Annotated in this window: 15 protein-coding genes; 12 read left to right on the top strand and 3 right to left on the bottom strand. The window is 59.1% G+C overall.

The window, feature by feature from the left end; translation table 11 throughout:
* Positions 1-193 precede the first annotated feature (193 nt).
* The 12 genes from HEP89_RS27180 (at position 194) to HEP89_RS27125 (ending at position 13,577) form a co-directional block, all read left to right on the top strand.
* A complete protein-coding gene (locus HEP89_RS27180; protein ID WP_168693540.1) occupies positions 194-1,174 on the top strand; it encodes a hypothetical protein in 981 nt (326 codons plus the stop codon).
* A gap of 437 nt (positions 1,175-1,611) precedes the next feature.
* On the top strand, positions 1,612-2,052 hold the full coding sequence (locus tag HEP89_RS27175) for a molybdopterin-dependent oxidoreductase (protein WP_228148158.1): 441 nt from the start codon (positions 1,612-1,614) through the stop codon (positions 2,050-2,052).
* Positions 2,049-3,389, top strand: a complete 1,341-nt coding sequence (locus HEP89_RS27170; protein WP_077293887.1) for a HAMP domain-containing sensor histidine kinase — start codon at positions 2,049-2,051, stop codon at positions 3,387-3,389. The genes HEP89_RS27175 and HEP89_RS27170 overlap by 4 nt, the downstream gene beginning before the upstream one ends.
* 155 nt (positions 3,390-3,544) lie before the next feature.
* Complete coding sequence (locus HEP89_RS27165) at positions 3,545-4,561, top strand: LacI family DNA-binding transcriptional regulator (RefSeq protein WP_168693539.1); 1,017 nt, start codon at positions 3,545-3,547, stop codon at positions 4,559-4,561.
* Positions 4,562-4,675: 114 nt separating this feature from the next.
* On the top strand, positions 4,676-6,136 hold the full coding sequence (locus tag HEP89_RS27160; protein WP_161633227.1) for an FAD-binding oxidoreductase: 1,461 nt from the start codon (positions 4,676-4,678) through the stop codon (positions 6,134-6,136).
* On the top strand, positions 6,129-7,625 hold the full coding sequence (locus tag HEP89_RS27155) for a xylulokinase (RefSeq protein ID WP_077293878.1): 1,497 nt from the start codon (positions 6,129-6,131) through the stop codon (positions 7,623-7,625). The genes HEP89_RS27160 and HEP89_RS27155 overlap by 8 nt, the downstream gene beginning before the upstream one ends.
* Positions 7,625-8,689, top strand: coding sequence for a sn-glycerol-3-phosphate ABC transporter ATP-binding protein UgpC (gene ugpC, locus HEP89_RS27150; protein WP_077293875.1), 1,065 nt, complete (start codon positions 7,625-7,627; stop codon positions 8,687-8,689). Before HEP89_RS27155 ends, ugpC begins: the two co-directional genes overlap by 1 nt.
* A gap of 47 nt (positions 8,690-8,736) precedes the next feature.
* Positions 8,737-10,065 carry an extracellular solute-binding protein gene (locus HEP89_RS27145; protein ID WP_077293872.1) on the top strand — a complete coding sequence of 443 codons (1,329 nt, stop codon included), beginning with the start codon at positions 8,737-8,739 and terminating at the stop codon, positions 10,063-10,065.
* A gap of 57 nt (positions 10,066-10,122) precedes the next feature.
* A complete protein-coding gene (locus HEP89_RS27140) occupies positions 10,123-10,983 on the top strand; it encodes a sugar ABC transporter permease (RefSeq protein WP_022999582.1) in 861 nt (286 codons plus the stop codon).
* A complete protein-coding gene (locus HEP89_RS27135; protein WP_022999583.1) occupies positions 10,980-11,822 on the top strand; it encodes a carbohydrate ABC transporter permease in 843 nt (280 codons plus the stop codon). The genes HEP89_RS27140 and HEP89_RS27135 overlap by 4 nt, the downstream gene beginning before the upstream one ends.
* Before the next feature lie 3 nt (positions 11,823-11,825).
* Entirely contained in the window at positions 11,826-12,875 is a 1,050-nt protein-coding gene (locus HEP89_RS27130) for a glycerol dehydrogenase (RefSeq protein WP_077293869.1), read from the top strand.
* A 3-nt stretch (positions 12,876-12,878) separates the two neighbouring features.
* Positions 12,879-13,577, top strand: coding sequence for an SDR family oxidoreductase (locus tag HEP89_RS27125; protein WP_077293867.1), 699 nt, complete (start codon positions 12,879-12,881; stop codon positions 13,575-13,577).
* 115 nt (positions 13,578-13,692) lie between these two features.
* Here HEP89_RS27125 and HEP89_RS27120 read toward each other — a convergent pair whose 3' ends face one another.
* The 3 genes from HEP89_RS27120 to HEP89_RS27110 all read right to left on the bottom strand — a co-directional run.
* On the bottom strand, positions 13,693-15,018 hold the full coding sequence (locus tag HEP89_RS27120) for an HlyD family type I secretion periplasmic adaptor subunit (protein ID WP_077293864.1): 1,326 nt from the start codon (positions 15,016-15,018) through the stop codon (positions 13,693-13,695).
* Complete coding sequence (locus HEP89_RS27115) at positions 15,018-16,790, bottom strand: type I secretion system permease/ATPase (protein ID WP_152507966.1); 1,773 nt, start codon at positions 16,788-16,790, stop codon at positions 15,018-15,020. The genes HEP89_RS27120 and HEP89_RS27115 overlap by 1 nt, the downstream gene beginning before the upstream one ends.
* 72 nt (positions 16,791-16,862) lie before the next feature.
* On the bottom strand, positions 16,863-18,480 hold a 1,618-nt coding region (locus tag HEP89_RS27110; protein WP_197923317.1), incomplete at its 5' end, for a VCBS domain-containing protein.

Raw genomic sequence — 18,480 nt, 5'->3', positions numbered from 1 at the left:
CTTTGAACCAGACCACGTTGAAATCTGACCGCGATGAGCCCGATAGTCGGTTCCATGGATGGCGGCGTCAATGGGCGGTCTTTCTTGACGCGATTTCATTCACCTGTCCCCGTTCAAACGCAGGGGGACAGCATTCACGTTCGACAATATTCTCCCGCCATATTGCAACAGAGCGTTCAAGGAGACGCCAAATATGTGGGATTTTTCTATTGGCCGTGCATTAGGCCTGATGTTTCAGACACTGCCTTTCATCATCTTGCGCATGGCGATCTATTTCGGAGCTGCCGTTGCCTACATTCTTGCAACGGGTATCGGCGCCGGCGTCGGCTGGGGCATCGGCGGGTTCGGCGATGCCGATTTCCAGGCAACGACCACGACCTGGGGCGGTGTCATCGGGTTCGGTTCGGTCGCCGTTGTGATGTATCTGCTGAGAGAATACGTTCTCTATGTCGTCAAAGCCGGGCACATTGCCGTTCTGGTCAAGCTGCTCGACGGCAAGGAGATGCCGGGCGGGAGGTCCCAGATTTCCTACGCCCGCGAAGAAGTCTCTCAAAGGTTTATGCAGGCCAGCGTGCTTTTCGGCGTCGACCAGCTGATAAAGGGTGTGCTGCGCGCAATCACGGGCCTGGTGCGAGGCGTCTTCACGCTTCTGCCGATCCCCGGTGCACGGCAACTGATCTCGATTGCCGAGGCCTTCCTGCGCATTGCCGTCGGTTTCATCGATGAGGTTATCCTCGCCTATGCGATCCGCACAAACTCGGACAACGTGTGGGCTTCGTCCCGGAGCGGGCTGGTGCTTTACGCCCAGAATTACAAACCGATGCTCAAGAATGCCGCCTGGCTCACACTTATCGTCTACGGCCTGTCGTTTCTTGTCTTCCTCGTCATGTTGGCTCCGGCCGCCCTGGTCGCATATCTCGTTCCAGGCAGCTGGTCTGCGGGTGGCATCGTGTTTGCTATTTTGTTCGCGTGGTCCGTCAAGTCCGCTTTGCTGGAGCCTTTTGCAGTTACCTGCATCATGGAGGTCTACTTCCGGACAATCGAAGGGCAACAGCCTGATCCGGCCTGGGAAGCCAAGCTCGAACAGCTTTCGACAAAATTTTCCAGTCTGAAGGAAAAGGCAGCGTCCTATCAGCCTCCCCGGATCAACGATCCCGTCAAGGCGGCTGGCTGATCATCACGCACGCAGTCAGGACTGCCTTGTCCTGTCTGCACCGGCATCCAGCATCCGGCATCCGGCAAATCAGCGCCCTGTTTCTTGTTGTTCGCGTAGCGGGAACTCGGGACAGGGCGAAATGCGCAATTTTCGGCGTGGTCAACATCGGAGGTCTGGCATCGGTTGAATGTTTGCAACATCGACAACCGGTGCCATAATGATTTTTTTGACCTTTGCGGGCCCGATCATTGATTGAAGCATTTGAAAAACAAGCGTTACCGGCAACGAGACGAAATGACATGGCAGCGGTGTTGTTCCGGTGTTGCAGTCACCTTCGCTGCTCCTTCAGGTTCAACAATCTGCTTTCTTCCCTCAAACCGTCAAAGGCATTTGCAGGGACAATGCTCATGCTGATCGGTGTCGGTTTATCCGTTGCGACAGCTCGATCGGAAAACATGTCATTGACCGCCCCAGCAGGCGAAGTCCGGCTGACGGTCACCGGCAATATCCGCAAGACAAACTCAGAGGCCGCCGCGCTTCTTGACGATGCAATGCTGGAAGCACTGCCCCGTCACACCCTCGAGACCTCAACTGTCGTCACGGATGGCGTAAAACGCTTCGACGGCTTCCTGATGCGCGACCTGCTTGAATTCGTCGGCGCCGACGGCAAGACGGTTACCGCCAATGCGCTCAACGATTATACCATCGACATCCCGATGGAAGACTTCGTGCGGTACGATGTTCTTGTCGCAACCCATATGGATGGCGAACGGCTACAACCCTCGGACAAGGGCCCCTTCTGGATCGTCTATCCCCGGGACGAGTATTCCGATCTTCAGGACATCCGTTACGACTATCGCTGGGTGTGGCAGTTGATCCAACTGAAGATCAAATGACGCGCAGAAGCGATCTTGTCGCCTATATCGTCGCAGGCACTGCATCCGTTGCCTTCGTCTTGCTGCTCGTTTTTTCCCTCGCACGGCTTCTCGATACCGAAGCGGAATTGCGGCGCAACGAGGGGGACAACATGCTGTGGGCGATCTCACGAACGCAGTCCGCCGCGCTCCTGCTGGATGCCGAGGTTTCCCGTCATGTCGGCACCATCTCCCGCAAGGCGGCTGAACTGGACAAACGATACAACGTGATGCTTAGCCGCTTGAACCTGTTATCGGAGGGGCCTCAACGACGCTACATGCGAGAGCTGGGCCTGGACGGAGAGCTGGAAAAGGTGGCTGGGGCGCTACGAGCGCTTGAGGCACAAATCCTGGAGATGTCATATGGCGACGCCCAGACGGCTTCTGCCGTTCACGACCTTCTTCAGCCTTTGATTGAGGATCTCGGCCGCGCCGGAAACCAGTCCATGGTCCGGCAATGGGAGGCCACGGGTGCGCGGCTCGACAATCAACGTGCCGCAATCGTGCAGGTCATCATTTCCATCGCAGCGATCATTGTTCTCGGCGCCTTTCTGTCCTTCACAATGTTGCGGGCGATGGCCGAACAGCAACGCATCCGGCTGTCGCTCTTGCGTGAACGCGAAACCGCCGAGATCTATCGCAGTTTCGTTGCTCTGGTTTCTCACCAGTTTCGAACGCCGCTCGCCGTCATCGATTCCGCGATGCAGCGCGTCTTGCGAAGCGGGAACCAGATGCCAACCGATGAAATCAGGCAACGGGCAAGCCAGGTGCGCTATGAGGTCCGGGGCCTGACAAGCCTGCTGGAAGCAACGCTGGATGTCGTTCGCCTCGAAGAAAGACAGGTGACGGCCAGACCCGGAAACTGCCATGTCGAGGATCTCATTCAACGGGTCGTCGCCCGTCAGAGTGAAGAGACACCGGAGCGGGCGTTTTCCCTGGAAATTGGCAACAAGGTTCCCCAATCGATCGAGACGGACCGGTTGCTGGCGGAGCAGATCCTCGACAATCTTCTATCGAATGCGGTGAAATATTCGCCGGTTACCGAGCCGGTTTCAGTGAGTGTCCGGGCGCAGAACAGGTCCATTTTCATCTCCGTGCACGATCGGGGTGTTGGTATTCCGCCGGAGGAGCAGGAGCGCGTGTTCAGCCGCTTCTTTCGCGGTCATGGCACTGCGGGAATTCCCGGCACGGGTATCGGGCTGAACATCTCTTCCCAGGTTGCAAGATTGCTCGGGGGAGAGTTGTCTTTTGAAAGTCAGGCGGGAATAGGATCGGCCTTTACTTTGAAACTGCCGGAGAAATGGCCGGGCGTGCAATAGATGGCGTTCTTGTCACCAAAACTGCTATGAGACTGGATTCACGGCTTTTGTTCGCACGTGAAGTGCGAGCATTGATCTGAGCACAAACTTACTTGCGCAGATTTTGCGAAATCAGGTTCTGAGCTCGGGATCCATCAGTTTCCAGGGGAGGGGAAATGAAGCGCAAAAAACCACTTGTAACCCTGCGCGATGTGGCAGAGGCAACCGGTGTCAACGTGTCGACAGTTTCGCGCGTGCTTCAGAACAAGGGACGTGTTTCCCAAAAGACCAGAACCCATATTCTGGAAACAGCCGAACGTCTCGGTTACCACGGCAACCCGGTTGCGAGAGCCCTGAAAACCGCAAAATCCTCGACACTTTTGATGGTAGTTCCCCAGATCGAAAACCCGATCTTTGCGTCGGCGATTGTGGGGGCCGAAATCGAGGCACGCGAGAAAGGTTTTGCCCTTCTGGTCTCCTATGACAAGGGGGATGGGCGCGAGATCATCACGGACATTTCTCGATCAAGCATCATCGAGGGTGTCATCATTGCGAGTTTCGATGAGGATGACCGGTTGCGACAGATGCTTAACAGCACGGGATTGCCGCATGTGATCCTCAACCGACATCTGGCCGGTGACCGGAATTGCGTTGCGATCGATACCCGCGAGGCAGCCCGCATCGGGGTTGAGCACCTCATCGCCATGGGGCATCGCCGGATCGGGCATCTGGCCGGGCGGCTCGGCCGGTTCAATGGCGACATGCGGCGCCAGGGATGGCAACAGGCTCTCGAAGCCGCCGGCCTCGACCACGGCGAGGAATTCGTTGCCCAGGCAGGCTACGATCCTGCAGCCGTACCTGCGGCCGTCGACAAACTGTTGGCCTGCGGCGTGACCGCTATTCACGCCGCGACGTTGCTGACCGCAGCTGCGGCCATTGCCAGATTGCACGAACTCAAGTTCCGTGTGCCGGAAGATGTTTCCGTCGTCACGATGCATGACGACCTGCTTGCCCGGGTCGTTTATCCCCAGGTGACCACAGTGGCTTTACCCTCCCAGGAAATGGGGCGCGCGGCAGCCAGCCGGCTCATCGACCTGATCCAGGGAACTGCGCCTGACGAGGGCTCAGCGCTCGAAAGTCTCCTTCTTCCTCCAGGCGATCTCATCGTGCGCGCATCGGTCGCCTCCATCTGAAATTCAGCAAACCGGGCTTGACATCCAGACCAAAGTGCAATTGTTTGTGTTTGAGCAAACGTTTGCCCAACTCGATTTCTAACAATCCGATTGGGCATGGAGGAGGAAAAATCTTTGAGTAATCGTGATCTCGTTTCCGAGCTTTCGGAGCTGGTCGGTGCGGAAAACGTCCTGGTGGACGAAGGTTCGCGCGCCGGCTATGCACACGACCGTCTGCCCTATGCGAACTTCCGTGCAAGGGAAGGCGCCCTGGTCGGTACGCTGCCAGGCCTCGTCGTGCGCCCCGCCACAACGGAACAGGTCTCGGCAATTGTCGGGAAGGCAAGCAAGGCCGATCACCCCCTCATTCCCTATGGCAGCGGCTCCGGTGTCCTCGGCGGGATCATTCCCCTGGGCGGCGAAGTCATGCTCGACATGCAGCGCATGAACCGCATCCTGAAGATCGACCGGGACAACCATCTGGTAACGGTCGAAGCCGGCATGAACGGCGAAGTGTTCGAAGACGCGCTGAACGCAGAAGGTTTTACATCCGGTCATCTGCCGCAATCGCTGACCATCTCGACGGTCGGCGGGTGGGCCGCCTGCCGCGGCGGTGGTCAGGAATCGAGCCGCTTCGGTAAAATCGAGAACATTGTCGTTGGCCTCAAGGCGGTCATGCCGGATGGGCGCGTGCTGGAAATCAGGCCGCTTCCCAAGCGGGCCTCCGGACCATCGGTTCTCGATATCATCGTCGGCAGTGAAGGCACGCTTGCCGTCATAACGGAACTGACCCTGCGCATCTGGACGCTGCCGCCCGCCGAAGAGGCCATCGTGCTGGCACTTCCCGATCGCACCGCAGCCCTCTCGCTTGCCAAGCGCATCATGCAGGCGGGGCTGCATCCGCGCATCGTTCGTCTCTATGACGAAAAGGAAACCGCCTCGCGCACCGAAGGCATCAGTGCTTTTGAAACGCGCCCGGTGATGGCCAACATCGTGGTTTGCGGCGAAGAAGCCATTGTGGCTGCAGAAGCAGCACTGGTACGCGAGTTTGCAAAGAGCGTTGATGCCGTGGAAACGGAAACACGTCCCTTCGACGAATGGCGGGCAAAGCGCTACGTCTCCATTACGAAACAGTGGCTTGATAAAGGGTACTACAACGACACGCTCGAAGTCTCGGTGAACTGGAGCAAGGCTTCGTCGCTTTACGACACGATCGCAGCCCGGATTGCTGCGGAAGTCTCCAAGGACGCTCATTTCAGTGCCCACTGGTCGCATGTCTATCCGGAAGGCGTGTGCCAATACATGACCTTGCGCCTTCCTCCCATGGATCAGTCTGCAGCCTTGCCGCTGCATGAAAAAATGTGGGACATCGTCAACGGTGAAACGCTCGCGCATGGCGGCTCGATCGCTCACCACCATGGAAGCGGCCTTTTCCGCGGACCCTGGATGGACGGAGAGCACGGCGTCGGAATGGATATTCTGCGCTGTATCAAGGCCTCCGTTGATCCGCAAAACCTCTTCAATCCCGGCAAACTCGGCTTTCCACCGCGCGCCGGCTCCATCGATCCGTACCGGGACAGGGGTGCCAATGTCTGACGCCCTTTTGCTTGGGATCGACCTCGGAGCAGGATCGCTCAAGTCGACGGTCATCACCACGGACGGGAAGGTCGTGGCTTCGGCCTCCTGTCCGGTCGAAACACTCACACCGAAACCCGGATTCAGCGAACAGGATCCGGAAGGCTGGTGGTCGGCACTCGTCACGTCCCTGCAGAAGATCTGGCAGGGCGGCCTGGAGCCGCATCGCATCGTTGCGGTTTCCGTGACGGCCGGAGCTCACACCCACGTGCTCGAAGACGGGTCAGGCAGCACATTGCGGCCCGCGATCATGTGGAATGACCAACGTTCCGGTTCTCAGGTGGTGCGGGAAAGAGCAGCGCGCGGGGCTCAGATCCTCGACCTTTCGGGCAATCGCATCAGCCCCACCTGGACGCTGCCGCAATTGATCTGGTTGCAGGAAGAAGAGCCGGAAACACACAGCCGCATCCGCCGGCTTCGCCCGGCCAAGGATTGGCTGCGCCGTCGTCTCGACGGCAGCGATGCAACCGACATCACGGATGCCTGGGGGCTCATGCTTGCCGATGCACGTTCAGGGGGCTGGTCTTCCGAACTCTGCGCGATGGGAGGGCTTGAAACCGAAGTTCTTCCGGAAATAGTTGCATCGACGGCGACGACGGGGACAGTGACACCGAGGGCCGCTCAGGAAACCGGTTTGCGGGAAGGCACACCGGTCATTTGCGGAACCTCCGATACCAATGCGGAAACCTATGCAGCGGGCATGACACGCAAAGGCATCGGGGCCCTGAAGCTCGCCACGGCAGGCACGGTCTCTACATTGACGGACGCTCCCCGTTTTTCCGACGATGTCATACATTACCCGCACCTGGTGTCCGATCATCACTACTCGATCCTGGGAACCAACTCGTGCGCCTCGGCCCATCGCTGGCTGCGTGACGCGCTTTTCTCGGATATGGGTTTCGAGGGCATGGATGCCAAAGCTGCCGAAGCCCCTGCAGGGTCGGAAGGTCTGCTCTTTCATCCCTACCTCAACGGCGAGCGGAGCCCCTACTGGGACCCCGACTTGCGCGCCTCTTTCGTTGGGCTGGGGTTCCAGCATGGAGCACCGCATTTCTGCCGGGCTCTCTATGAAGGCGTTGCCTATACGCTGCGCGATTGCCTTTCCGTTCTGCAACAGCGCGGCATGGGCTTCACCACCGCCCGTCTCGTCGGCGGGGGGACACGCAGCGCCTTGTGGCGGCAGATCATTGCGGATGTCACAGGACTGACGATCGAAGTTCCCGCCGAAGGCGACGCGTCCTACGGTGCAGCGCTTATCGCGGGCATTGGTGCGGGCGTTTTCTCGGACACGGACGACGCTGCTCGCGTCATCCGCGTGGCAGAGACTTTGACGCCCAACGCCCGGGCCGCGGCGACTTACGACGAAGGCTTCGTTCGGTTCCGGGAGGCAAAGGAAGCCCTCACACCGATCAACCACAAAACCGTGCGGGCAACCGGGGAGGCCAAGTAATGGCGGAAGTCAGTCTGCGCAAACTGCGCAAGACCTATGGGGCCGTGGTTGCGGTGGAAGGCGTCGACCTTGAGATCGCCAAGGGCGAACTCATCGTTCTGCTTGGCCCTTCCGGATGCGGGAAATCGACAACCCTGCGGATGGTCGCGGGGTTGGAAACGATCAGCGCCGGAGAACTGCATATCGGTGGCCGGAACGTGACCACCCTGGAGCCCAAGGACCGTGACATCGCCATGGTGTTCCAGAACTACGCGCTTTATCCGCACAAGACCATTCGCGGCAACATGTCGTTTGGTCTCAAGATGCGCGGCATGAAAGGGGGCGAGATCTCCAGGCGGGTCGACGCTGCAGCGGAAATGCTGGACATCACGCACCTGCTCAACCGCAAGCCCGGCCAGCTTTCAGGCGGACAGATGCAGCGTGTCGCACTCGGCCGTGCCCTTGTTCGCGACCCGGCGGTGTTTCTGCTCGATGAACCGCTATCCAACCTGGATGCGAAGCTTCGCTCCAGGATGCGGGAGGAAATCGCCCTTCTTCAGCGGCGCATCGGCAAGGCAATGCTTTACGTCACGCACGATCAAACGGAGGCAATGACCCTTGCCGACCGGATCGTGATCATGCGCGACGGACATGTTCAGCAGATCGGCTCGCCGCTGGAGGTATACGACCGGCCGGCAAACGCCTTCGTCGCGGGCTTCATCGGCTCGCCCGAAATGAACCTCGTTGAAGCTGACCTCAAGAACGGTTTCCTCAGCCTGTCGGCTGATGTCTCCATTTCTGCCGGCAGCGATACCGGTGAGCGGGAGGTGATTGCCGGCATTCGGCCCGAAGCCATCACGATTTCCGACGAAGGTCCGGAGTTCGCGGTCCGGGGCATCGAACAGCTCGGCTCGCAAACGCTTTTCATCGGCGAGACAGCTGGTCATCGCCTGCGGGTCATGACCCAGCGCAGGGACGACATCAAGGTTGGTGAGAGCGTTCATCTCGCTCTTCCCGCAGCAGCAATCCACCTGTTTGACCGCGCCAGCGGTGAACGCCTCGAGATGCCGGGAGGGGCAGCTTGAACAAAAGGGTTTAGCCGCACCTGAAAGCGGTCAATTGGAGGAGAAACATGACTAAGAGCAAATTCGAGACAGGTCTCTGGACTAGACGCCAGGCCCTCAAAACCATGGGTATCGCCGGCGCCGGGCTGGCAGCCTCGTCCCTTGCGGCCCCGGCGCTCCGCGCCCAGGGCAACAAGCCCATCCGGTTTTTGAACTGTGAAACGGGCAAGGACACGCTCGCCTTTTTCTCGAAGGTGGCCAAGGAATACCAGGAAAAGACCGGCGTTGAGGTCGTCATCGATTCCGTACCGCTTGGCGAAAGCTTCACTAAGATCACCAATGGCATTCGCTCCGGAACCCCTTATGACGTGGCAAACGTCGGTTTCATCGGCCACGTGCTGTTATTGGCCGAGCAGGAACAAATCGTCCCCTTGAACGAGCTGACGGACGAATACCAGTGGGGGAACAACATCCTCTTCCCCATCGACAACAAGGTGTACTGGTACCCGTTCGACTACAACCTTGCGCTGATCTATTACCGCAAGGATCTTTATGAGACGAACGGTCTGTCCTTGCCGAACACGTGGGATGCGTTCGTCCAGAACAGCGAGGCGCTTGTCCAGGGCCGCCAGAAAGGCGCGCTGTTCCCGATCGGATCGAACGGGGCAACCAACTGGATGTCGTTTGCCTTCCTGTGGGCCGAGGGCGTCAAGCTGTTCGACGACCAATGGAACGTGATCCTGGACAACGACGAGATGAAGCCTCGGGTAGCCGCCTACCTCGACTTCATGACCAAGCTCTACGGGACGATGCCTCCAGGTGCTCTTCAGGCCAGCTATTCCGATGTCCTGTCCAACCTGGTTGGCGGTGCCGTGGCCCACGGAGCCTATGCCGGACGTGTTCTGGAAGCTGCAGAGCGGGACAACCCGACCCTGGCCGAGAACCTTGGCGTCATGCCCTACATGGATATGTCCGGAAAGCAAAAGGCGGTCAGCCACGGCTACGACGGCTGGGTGGTCCTGAAGACGGACAACACTGGTCCGGCGATGGATTTCATGCGGTGGCTTACGACCGATCGCATGGTCGACTTCCTGCACACCGCACCGGTTCACTTCCAGCCGACGCGACTTGATATCTATGAAGACCAGCGCTGGCGCGACAACGCAATGATCCAGAAATACTCTGGTGTGGTCGAGCAGATGCGAGAACTTGTGACCGACGAGTCTGTTGTGCTCACGTCCATTGATACGCAAGGCCCGGCGCCTGACGTCAGACCCGGCAAGGTGTTCGAGTCCTTCGTCATGCCTGAAATGCTGCAGAACAAGATCCTTCGCGAGATGGATTCTGCAGAGGCCGTGGATCAGGCCGCAGCCAAAATGCGTGAAGTGATCAAGTGACGAAACGGAGAGGGGAGTGGAAGCTCCCCTCACTTTCACACCATCTGGAGTTCGTGAATGACTCGCTGGTTGTTGCCGGGTTTTCTCGGTATCGGGTTTCTTGCGACCCTTGTCCTGATCGTCGGGCCTGCGCTTTATGCGGTTTCGCTCAGCTTTTATGACATGCCGTCGCTTACTGCCGATCCGGTCTGGGTCGGTTTCGCAAAATACGCCAAGGTTCTTGCAAGCGCAGAGTTCTGGAACGCGCTTTGGAACGGCTTCGTCTATGCCGGGTTGGCGATTGTCCTGCAGGTGGTGCTGGGCATCGGCTTCGCGTTGCTCTTGAACCAGAATTTCATCGGCCGCTCTCTGCTGCGCGGACTGACATTCCTGCCGTATCTTCTGCCGACGGTAGTCGCGGTGCTGGTCTTCAAGTGGATGGTTGACGGCTCACTCGGCATCATCACCGTTCTGATGGATGACCTGGGCCTGCCGCCGATCTACTGGTTCGAGACCGAGACCGCATCCATGACGTCGGTCATCCTGATTTCGGTCTGGTTGTGGACCCCGTTCGTCACCACGACCTTTCTCGCCGGGCTGCAGACAGTTCCGACCCAACTCTATGAAGCGGCGCGCGTAGACGGTGCCGGGCCCGTTCGGCGTTTCTTTCACGTGACCCTGCCGTCGCTGCGCCCGATCCTGACCGTCATCATTCTTCTGCGGGGTGTTTGGATGTTCAACAAGTTCGACGTCATCTGGCTGACGACGGGCGGCGGCCCGCTTGGTGCCACGGAACATCTGCCGGTCCTGTCCTACCGGGAGGCATTTGCCCTTTATGACATCGGCAGCGGGGCAGCGATCGCAACGCTTTCCTTCTTCGTCCTGATGGTCGCCGTTGCAATCTATTTCCGGGTGTTCCCGATGGAGGAAGGCAAATGAGTGGACAAATCCAGGCTCGCCGCGTTGCCGGCCGGGCGGGACTTTACTTCGCGGTGATCGTTCTGGCGGTCTACAGCGCCTTTCCCATCTACTGGATGGTCGTTTCTTCCCTGCGTCCCACGCAGGAAATGCTCATGAACCCGTCTCTGGTTCCGCAGCGATGGACGCTTGAGTATTACACCAGCCTGTTGGCGCAGACCGACTATCCGCGGCAGTTCCTCAACAGTCTCATTGTTGCGGTGACCACCGTTGCCCTGACAATGCTTCTGTCCGTCATGATCGCCTATGGTGTCACCCGCCAGCGCATTCGCGGCAAACAGATGATCATCGCCGGCATGCTCTATGCCTACATGTTCCCGCCGCTGTTGCTGGCAATCCCGCTTTACGCAATGTTCGCGGCAATCGGCCTCAACGATACGCTGCTGTCGCTGGTCATTTCCCACCTGACCATCACGATGCCGCTCGGCGTCTGGTTCTTGTGGGGGTTCTTCAAGACAATGCCCTTCGAGCTTGAGGAAGCAGCCATGGTGGACGGTTGCACGCGCCTGGGGGCTTTCCTGCGTGTTGTACTGCCTCTGTCGGTCCCCGGGCTGGTAACGGTCGCGATCTTCGCCTTTCTCCTTTCCTGGACCGACTACACCTTTGCCCTGGTCATGATCGGATCGGACGCGAACAAGACGGTGCCCCTGGGTCTGGCTTCGATGATCGGCGCCTTTGACCTGAGATGGGGAGATATCATGGCGGGCTCCACACTGATTGCCATGCCGTTGTTCATAGCATTCATCACGCTCTCTCGTTACTTCGTCCAGGGCCTGACCGCCGGTGCGGTGAAAGGATAACTCATGACAATGCGCATTCTGGGCGCTCCACTGCGCTATGTGCAGGGACCGGGAGCCATCGACCGCCTGGCCGAGGAAATTGCCATCATTGGCGGTGGCCCTGCGGCGGTGGTCATTGATCCGGTAGCCCGCGACCTGCTTGGTGAACGTATCAGCTCCCAGCTTCCCGGCGCCCGCCTCATGGAATTCGGGGGGGAATGTACCGCGGCAGAAATCGCCGCCAGGGCAAGGGAAGCCGGCGATGCCCGGCTTCTTGTCGGCATAGGCGGGGGCAAGGCGATCGATACCGCCAAGGGAGCTGCAATCGAGCGCGGTCTGCCGGTTGCCATCGTGCCGACCATCGCCTCCAACGACAGCCCGACCAGCCATATTGCCGTTGTCTATACGCCGGACCATGCGGTTGAGGGCGTCCGTCACATGAAGACCAACCCCTCCCTTGTCCTGGTCGACACGGCTGTCATCGCCGGAGCACCACGTCGCTTTCTGGCGGCCGGTATCGGCGATGCGATGTCAAAGCCGTATGAGCTGGCAGGTGCACTTGCCGGAGGTGGTCTCAACTTCTTTGCAGGCCGTCCCACGGAACTCACCAAGGCCATTGTCGCACGTGCCAGCGACATTCTGCTTGCCGATAGCGAAGCGGCGATGTCGGCCGAAGGCTCGAATGAAGCTTTCGAGCGCGTGGTGGAGGCCACCGTGCTTCTCAGCGGCCTTGCCTTTGAAAGCGGAGGGTTGTCGATAGCCCACGCGATGGTGCGCGGCCTGTCGGTCACACCGGCGCTCTCTGGGTTGCTGCACGGGGAGATGGTCGCTCTCGGCACCTTGACACAACTGGCAGCCGGGCAAGGGTCCGAGGAGGAAATCCGCACCCTTGCAGCCTTCTTCCGACGGATAAATCTGCCCACATCCTTCGCAGAATTCGGCGTCTCCGGCGCAGCGGAACTGAAGCATATTGCCGAGGTTGCGCTCACAGCCCCCTATGCGCCGAACTACTACCGCAAACTCGGCGTCTCCGACCTCGTTCGCGCGATGCAACTGCTCGACGAAGGACATTGATCGATGCCGCCATCAAGAAATGTCGTGGTCACCGGCGGAGGTACAGGTATCGGTCTTGCAACAACGCAGCTTTTGACCGAACGCGGCTGGCAGGTAACGGCCGCAGGCCTGGAACGGGAGGAAGGCTTTCCGCAAGCTGCCCGGTTTGTCGAGGTTGACGTCACTGATGAGGCCGCCCTTGCCCATCTCCTTGAAGAAGAGCAAGAGCTCGGCGGTCTGGTCACCTGCGCGGGCACGATCCAGTACAGCCGGGAATGGGACGCAGCGGTATTCGAGAAGGTGATGGCGGTGAATGTCACCGGCGTGCTCAGCTCCTGTACGGCCGCGCGCGTTGCACTTCAACGCGGCAACGGTTCCGTCGTCAACATCGCTTCCATGTGGAGCTGGTTCGGCAACCCCGTTGCGCCTGCTTACGGCACCAGCAAGGGGGCGGTCGCTGCCCTCACCCGCTCCCTTGCCGTTGCCTGGGGAGGAACCGGAATAAGGGTCAACGCGGTCGCACCGGGTTGGGTGGAAACACGCATTTCCGAAGGCGCGCGATCAGACCCGGCACGGCGCGCACGGATCGACGCCCGCATCCCGATCGGCCGTTGGGCCGCGACTGTGGAGATTGCGCGGGTTGTCGCGTTCCTTCTTTCTGAAGACGCTTCCTACGTTCACGGCGCGATCGTTCCGGTAGACGGTGGCTATCTGGCGGCGTGAACCATGCAAGGTATTGCGTCGCTGTGGCATGCCTAAAACGCCGAAAGGCGTTGCCGGGTTCTGTTCTTCCAAACCCGGCAACGCCTTCTGATTTTACGGTCACACGACAGCCGCTTTAGAGTACGCGTTCTTCCCGGAACGCCCGTCCGAAGGACTGCAGCACAGGATCCAGCAGATAGCGCATCGGCGTATGGGCTCCTGTTTGAATGAAGACCTGCGCGGGCATGCCTGGCACCAGCTCAAAACCGCCTCCGGCTTCCCGGATGTCGTCGGACGTAACCCTAACCCGCACCGTATAGTATTGCTCTCCCGTCTGCTCGTCCGTTTCGGCGTCCGCACCAACCTGGAAGACTTCCCCTGTCAAAGGCTTCATGTGCCGCCCCATGAAAGAGGTGAGCTGAACTTTGGCGTCCATCCCGATCATCACGTTGTCGATGTCGGACGTACGCAGGCGCGTGTCGAGGATGAGTTCCTCGTTCTCGGGCACGATCGTGATGATCGGTTCGCCCGGTCGCACGACACCGCCGACCGTCTTGTAGTTGACCTTGAGCACCCGCCCCTCGATCGGAGAGACGATCTCTGTGCGGTTCAGGATGTCCGAAGTCGCGGAAAGCGCCTCGTCGGCTTGCGCAATCTCCGCGTTGATTTCCGACAACTCCTTGGCCACCTTTTCGCGTTCTTCGCTGACGGCCGTCAGTTCCGCGATCTTGATTTCCTCGATCTTCTGCCGCGCACGAGCGATCGTTGACCCGATGGCATTGCGCTCCGACCACAGTTCGGCCCGCTTGCGTTGCAGAGCCAGAAGCTCAGGCTGCCGCATCAGACCTTTGTCCATCAGGACCTTTTTGCTATCCAGCTCCTTGTCAAGCAGCAGGATCTGATCATCCATGCCGTCTATCTGGGCCTTCAGGCTGCTGATCTCGGCTTCAACCTGGCCTGCCTGCACATGATAGGTCGACTGCTGCCTTCCCAGCAGCTCGCGCCGTACCTTGAATTTTGTAATCTCGTTGGCAACGAACTGCGTGTAACTTTTGTCGGCCGACATGACCGACGGCATCTGGACCTCAAAGGTTTCATCGCCACGCTCTTGCGCCAGCAGCCGGTCTCTGGTCACCACATAGCGTTGGTGCTTGCGGTAGATCGAAAGATAGTTCGCCGTTGCCAATGCCTGGTCAAGAACCATGAGAAGCTGACCGTCCTTGACGACATCGCCCTCCTTGACATTGAGATGGCGTACAATTCCGCCTTCCAGATGCTGCACCACGCGCAAGCTTCCGTCCGGACTGACCTTGCCGGCGGCGATGGCGGCCGACGACAGCTCCGCGAAACTCGCCCAAATTCCCGTGCCGAAGAAACAAACCGCGACGACCAACGAACCCATGATCCAGTGTTGCCGGATGGAGCGACGGAGGGACGACGCCGGGTTATTTTGCTCTTTCATCACTGACCTCCCTGAGTTTCGTTGGCCGGCGAAGCGCCTTTCGCTTGCGCCGGCTGAACCTTGCCAAGTTTCTGCAGAATATCGCTGACCGGGCGGATGGCGTGCTTCATGAACTCCTCGCCGGTTTGCGTCTTCTGAATTGTGCCGTCCGCAAGGGTGATGATCAGATCGACTTTCGAGAGCGCCGAGGGTCTGTGGCTTACAATGATGACCGTGCAGCCTTGTTCCCGAAGGAGCACGAGACACTCCTGAAGCGAGGCTTCGCCATCACTGTCCAGGTTGGAATTCGGTTCATCGAGGATGATCAGCTTGGGCTTGTTGTAGATCGCCCTGGCCAGACCGACCCTTTGGGCCTGTCCGCCGGACAGACGAAGTCCGCCCGGGCCGATCAGGGTTTCATAGCCGTTCGGCAGAGCGTTGATCATGTCGTGGCAACCGGCAAGGCGCGCGGCAGTCACAACCTTTTCATCGTCCGGCTCGCCCATCCGGGCGATGTTTTCCTTCACAGTGCCGTATAGCAGTTCCACGGACTGCGACAGGTAGCCAATGTTCCGGCCGAGTTGCTGCGGGTCCCAATTGCGCATGGCGACACCGTCAAGACGGACCGAACCGGAACTCGGATCCATTGCGCCAATCAACAATTTGCACAAGGTGCTCTTGCCGGAGCCGGAATGGCCGACGATTGCATTCAGGGTTGCCGGCTTGATATCGATCGTGATGTTGCGCAGCAAAGGCCGTTCCTGGCCTGAAACGAGCAGATTGACACCTTTGAGCTGCAGGTGCCCACTGGGTTCCGGCTGCTGGGTCCGGTCGAAGTGGAGCGGAGCTGCCAGAAAGATGTCGTTCAGCCGACGATGGGACTGCATCGCGCCGACGATGCCTCGCCAGGCGCCGATGGCCTGTTCGGCAGGCGCAAGCGCACGCCCCATGATGATTGACGCTGCAATCATGCCACCCGGGGTGATTTCACCCAGCGTGGCAAAATAGGCACCGAGACCAAGGACACTGATCTGTGCCGTGAACCGGATGAACTTGGTGATCGCGGCTGTCTTCGCTGAAAAGGCGGCGACGGCGAAAGTCGAATTGGCCACCAGTTCGTTGTCGTTCCGGTAGCGGGCGAGAACGCCAGGCAGCATTCCCATGCTGTAGACGCTTTCCGCGTGTTGCGTCGCGATGTCAATCGTCTGCTGTGCCCGCACACGAGCCGCCGCAGCACCCGCCATCCGGCGGCGGGTAACCGTGTCGTTGATACCTGCGATTATCACCAAGAGCACACCGGCCGCGATGGCGACGAAGCCGAGGGCAGGGTGGATGAGAATAATGGCACCGACAAAGAAGGGCACCCAGGGCCCATCGAAGAAAGGTAGCACGCTCGAACTGCCAACGAACTGCCGGATGGTTGCCAGGTCGTTCATGGCATGAGAGTGGGACTTGCCCGTCGACCTGGCCGTCTGGATGACGGCATGCAGCAGGTCGGCATGTACGGTTTCATCCCACCATTTGGCTATGCTGGCGAGGATGGAGCCGCGGATTGCATCAAGAACCGCAATCACAGCCAGAAAAAAAATCACGATCATCGTCAGGAAGACAAGTGTCTCGAGGTGGCCGCTCTGCATCACCCGGTCGAAGATCTGCTGCATGTAGAGGGGTGAGGCCAGAGTTCCGAGATTGACAAAGATCGAAAAGAAACCAACGGCAAGAAACCCGGCCCAGGAAGAGCGATAAACCTTGAGAGCGGGATAAACGCTTTCCCTTGCGCTGCGTACAGCCATGTAGACTCTCCAAAAAAAACATAAAAAAGAAGAGAGGAGAGGGCGCGTGCGCCCTCTCCAGAAGTTTCATGATCAGACGACCAGCGGACCGTCGCCGTCTCCGTCAAATGTCGGGATAAGCATTTCAGGGATGTCGCCCGCACCGTCCGCGGTGGTCCAGTCGTCACCGCCGAAGGTGTTGGTCTTGTCCGGATCTACCGACAGTTCAATATCGAACTCGGCGGAGTTGGAGACCGCATCATGGACATCCACGACAGTCATGGTACCCGAGATGTTGGCGGTTTCGCCCTGATCCATTACCTGGGCCATAATGCGTTCCAGGTTATGGGTGAAGGTTACGCTGCCGTCGGCTTCACCGATGTTCAAAAGCCCTGCGGCTTCCAGATCGGCGATATCCAGCGTCACCTGATGGCCTGCGATGGACAGGCTGAGAGTACCCGAGATCTCATCGATCTGGAGCGTTTCCGTTTCACCATCATCAACGTCGTTGGCAGCCAGAAGCTCAAGAAGATTGAAGCTGCTTTCGTCGTTGTTGGAGTTGCTGTGAACAACAGTGAACGAACCCGTGTAGTCCTCAATAGTCGGGGCATCGTTCGTGCCGTTGATGGTGATGGTCACGTCGGTGGTGACAGTGCCGCCGTTGTTGTCGGATACGGTTACCGTATAGACTTCGTCGACGCTGTCGCCTTCGTTGAGGGCCTGAACATTGGCGTTGAACTGGTCAATGGTGTAGGTCCATTCACCGGTTTCCTCATCGATGCTGAATTGACCCAGTGCCCCGTCAACGACAGAGGCGGAGTAGGTCAGGACATCCCGAATATCGACATCCATTCCGACGATCAGGCCAGTGGCAACGTCTGTACCGTCTTCCCCGACGCCGGATTCCGTCACCTCGCCCAGGACATCCGCTTCGGAGATCGTGGGATCATCGTTGGTGCCGGTCACGACGACCGTCACTTCCCGCGTGTCCGTCGCTCCGCTATCGTCCGTCACGGTCAGGAGGTACTTGACTTCCAGTTGTTCGCCTTGGGCGAGGAAGTCGAGTGCCGTTGCGGCGATTGCAAAGGTCCAGGTGGCGCCTCCGTTGTTGGCGTTACCGGCCGATTGCTGCACCGTCAGCGCATTCGTGAAGGCAACCTTCTGTTCCGGCGTCAGCGCGAAACCACTGCCTGCGACTGGTTCGACAGAGGTGAACTGAGCGGTCACTTCCGGCGTGTCGGACAGGTCAAGGTCGGTGAAGAAGACCTCACCGGATGTTTCAAGCTGTGCCGGGGTATTGGCTTCCTCGAGAACGCCATCGAAGACACCGCCAGAGAACACCGGTCCATCATTGGTGCCAGTGATCGTGATGGTGATCTGTGTGGTGTCGGTGCCTTCCGGGAACCAGTTCCGATCGCTGACTTTGACGTCGAACGTCAGGGTCAGCGTTTCGCCGTCCGCCAGCCAGTCGAGTGGAGCCGAGCCGTTGTAGGCATAGGTGAATTCAACGTTCCCATCTTCGCCCTTCGGCACGGAGAAGATGTTGTCCAGTGCGTCTCCGCTGGTGAAGTTGAAGTTGCTGGTTGCCAGAAGGCTGCTGATATCGACGCCATCCGGAAGAGCGCCTTCCGAATAGGCCGGCGAACCATCGCCTTCGACCGAGATGTAGAGCGTGTCGCCCAGATCCGGATCGTCGACCACGATGTTGCCG

Source organism: Labrenzia sp. 5N, assembly GCF_012395805.1.
GTDB classification, from domain to species: domain Bacteria; phylum Pseudomonadota; class Alphaproteobacteria; order Rhizobiales; family Stappiaceae; genus Roseibium; species Roseibium algicola.
This window is presented reverse-complemented; position numbering and strand designations above follow the sequence as displayed.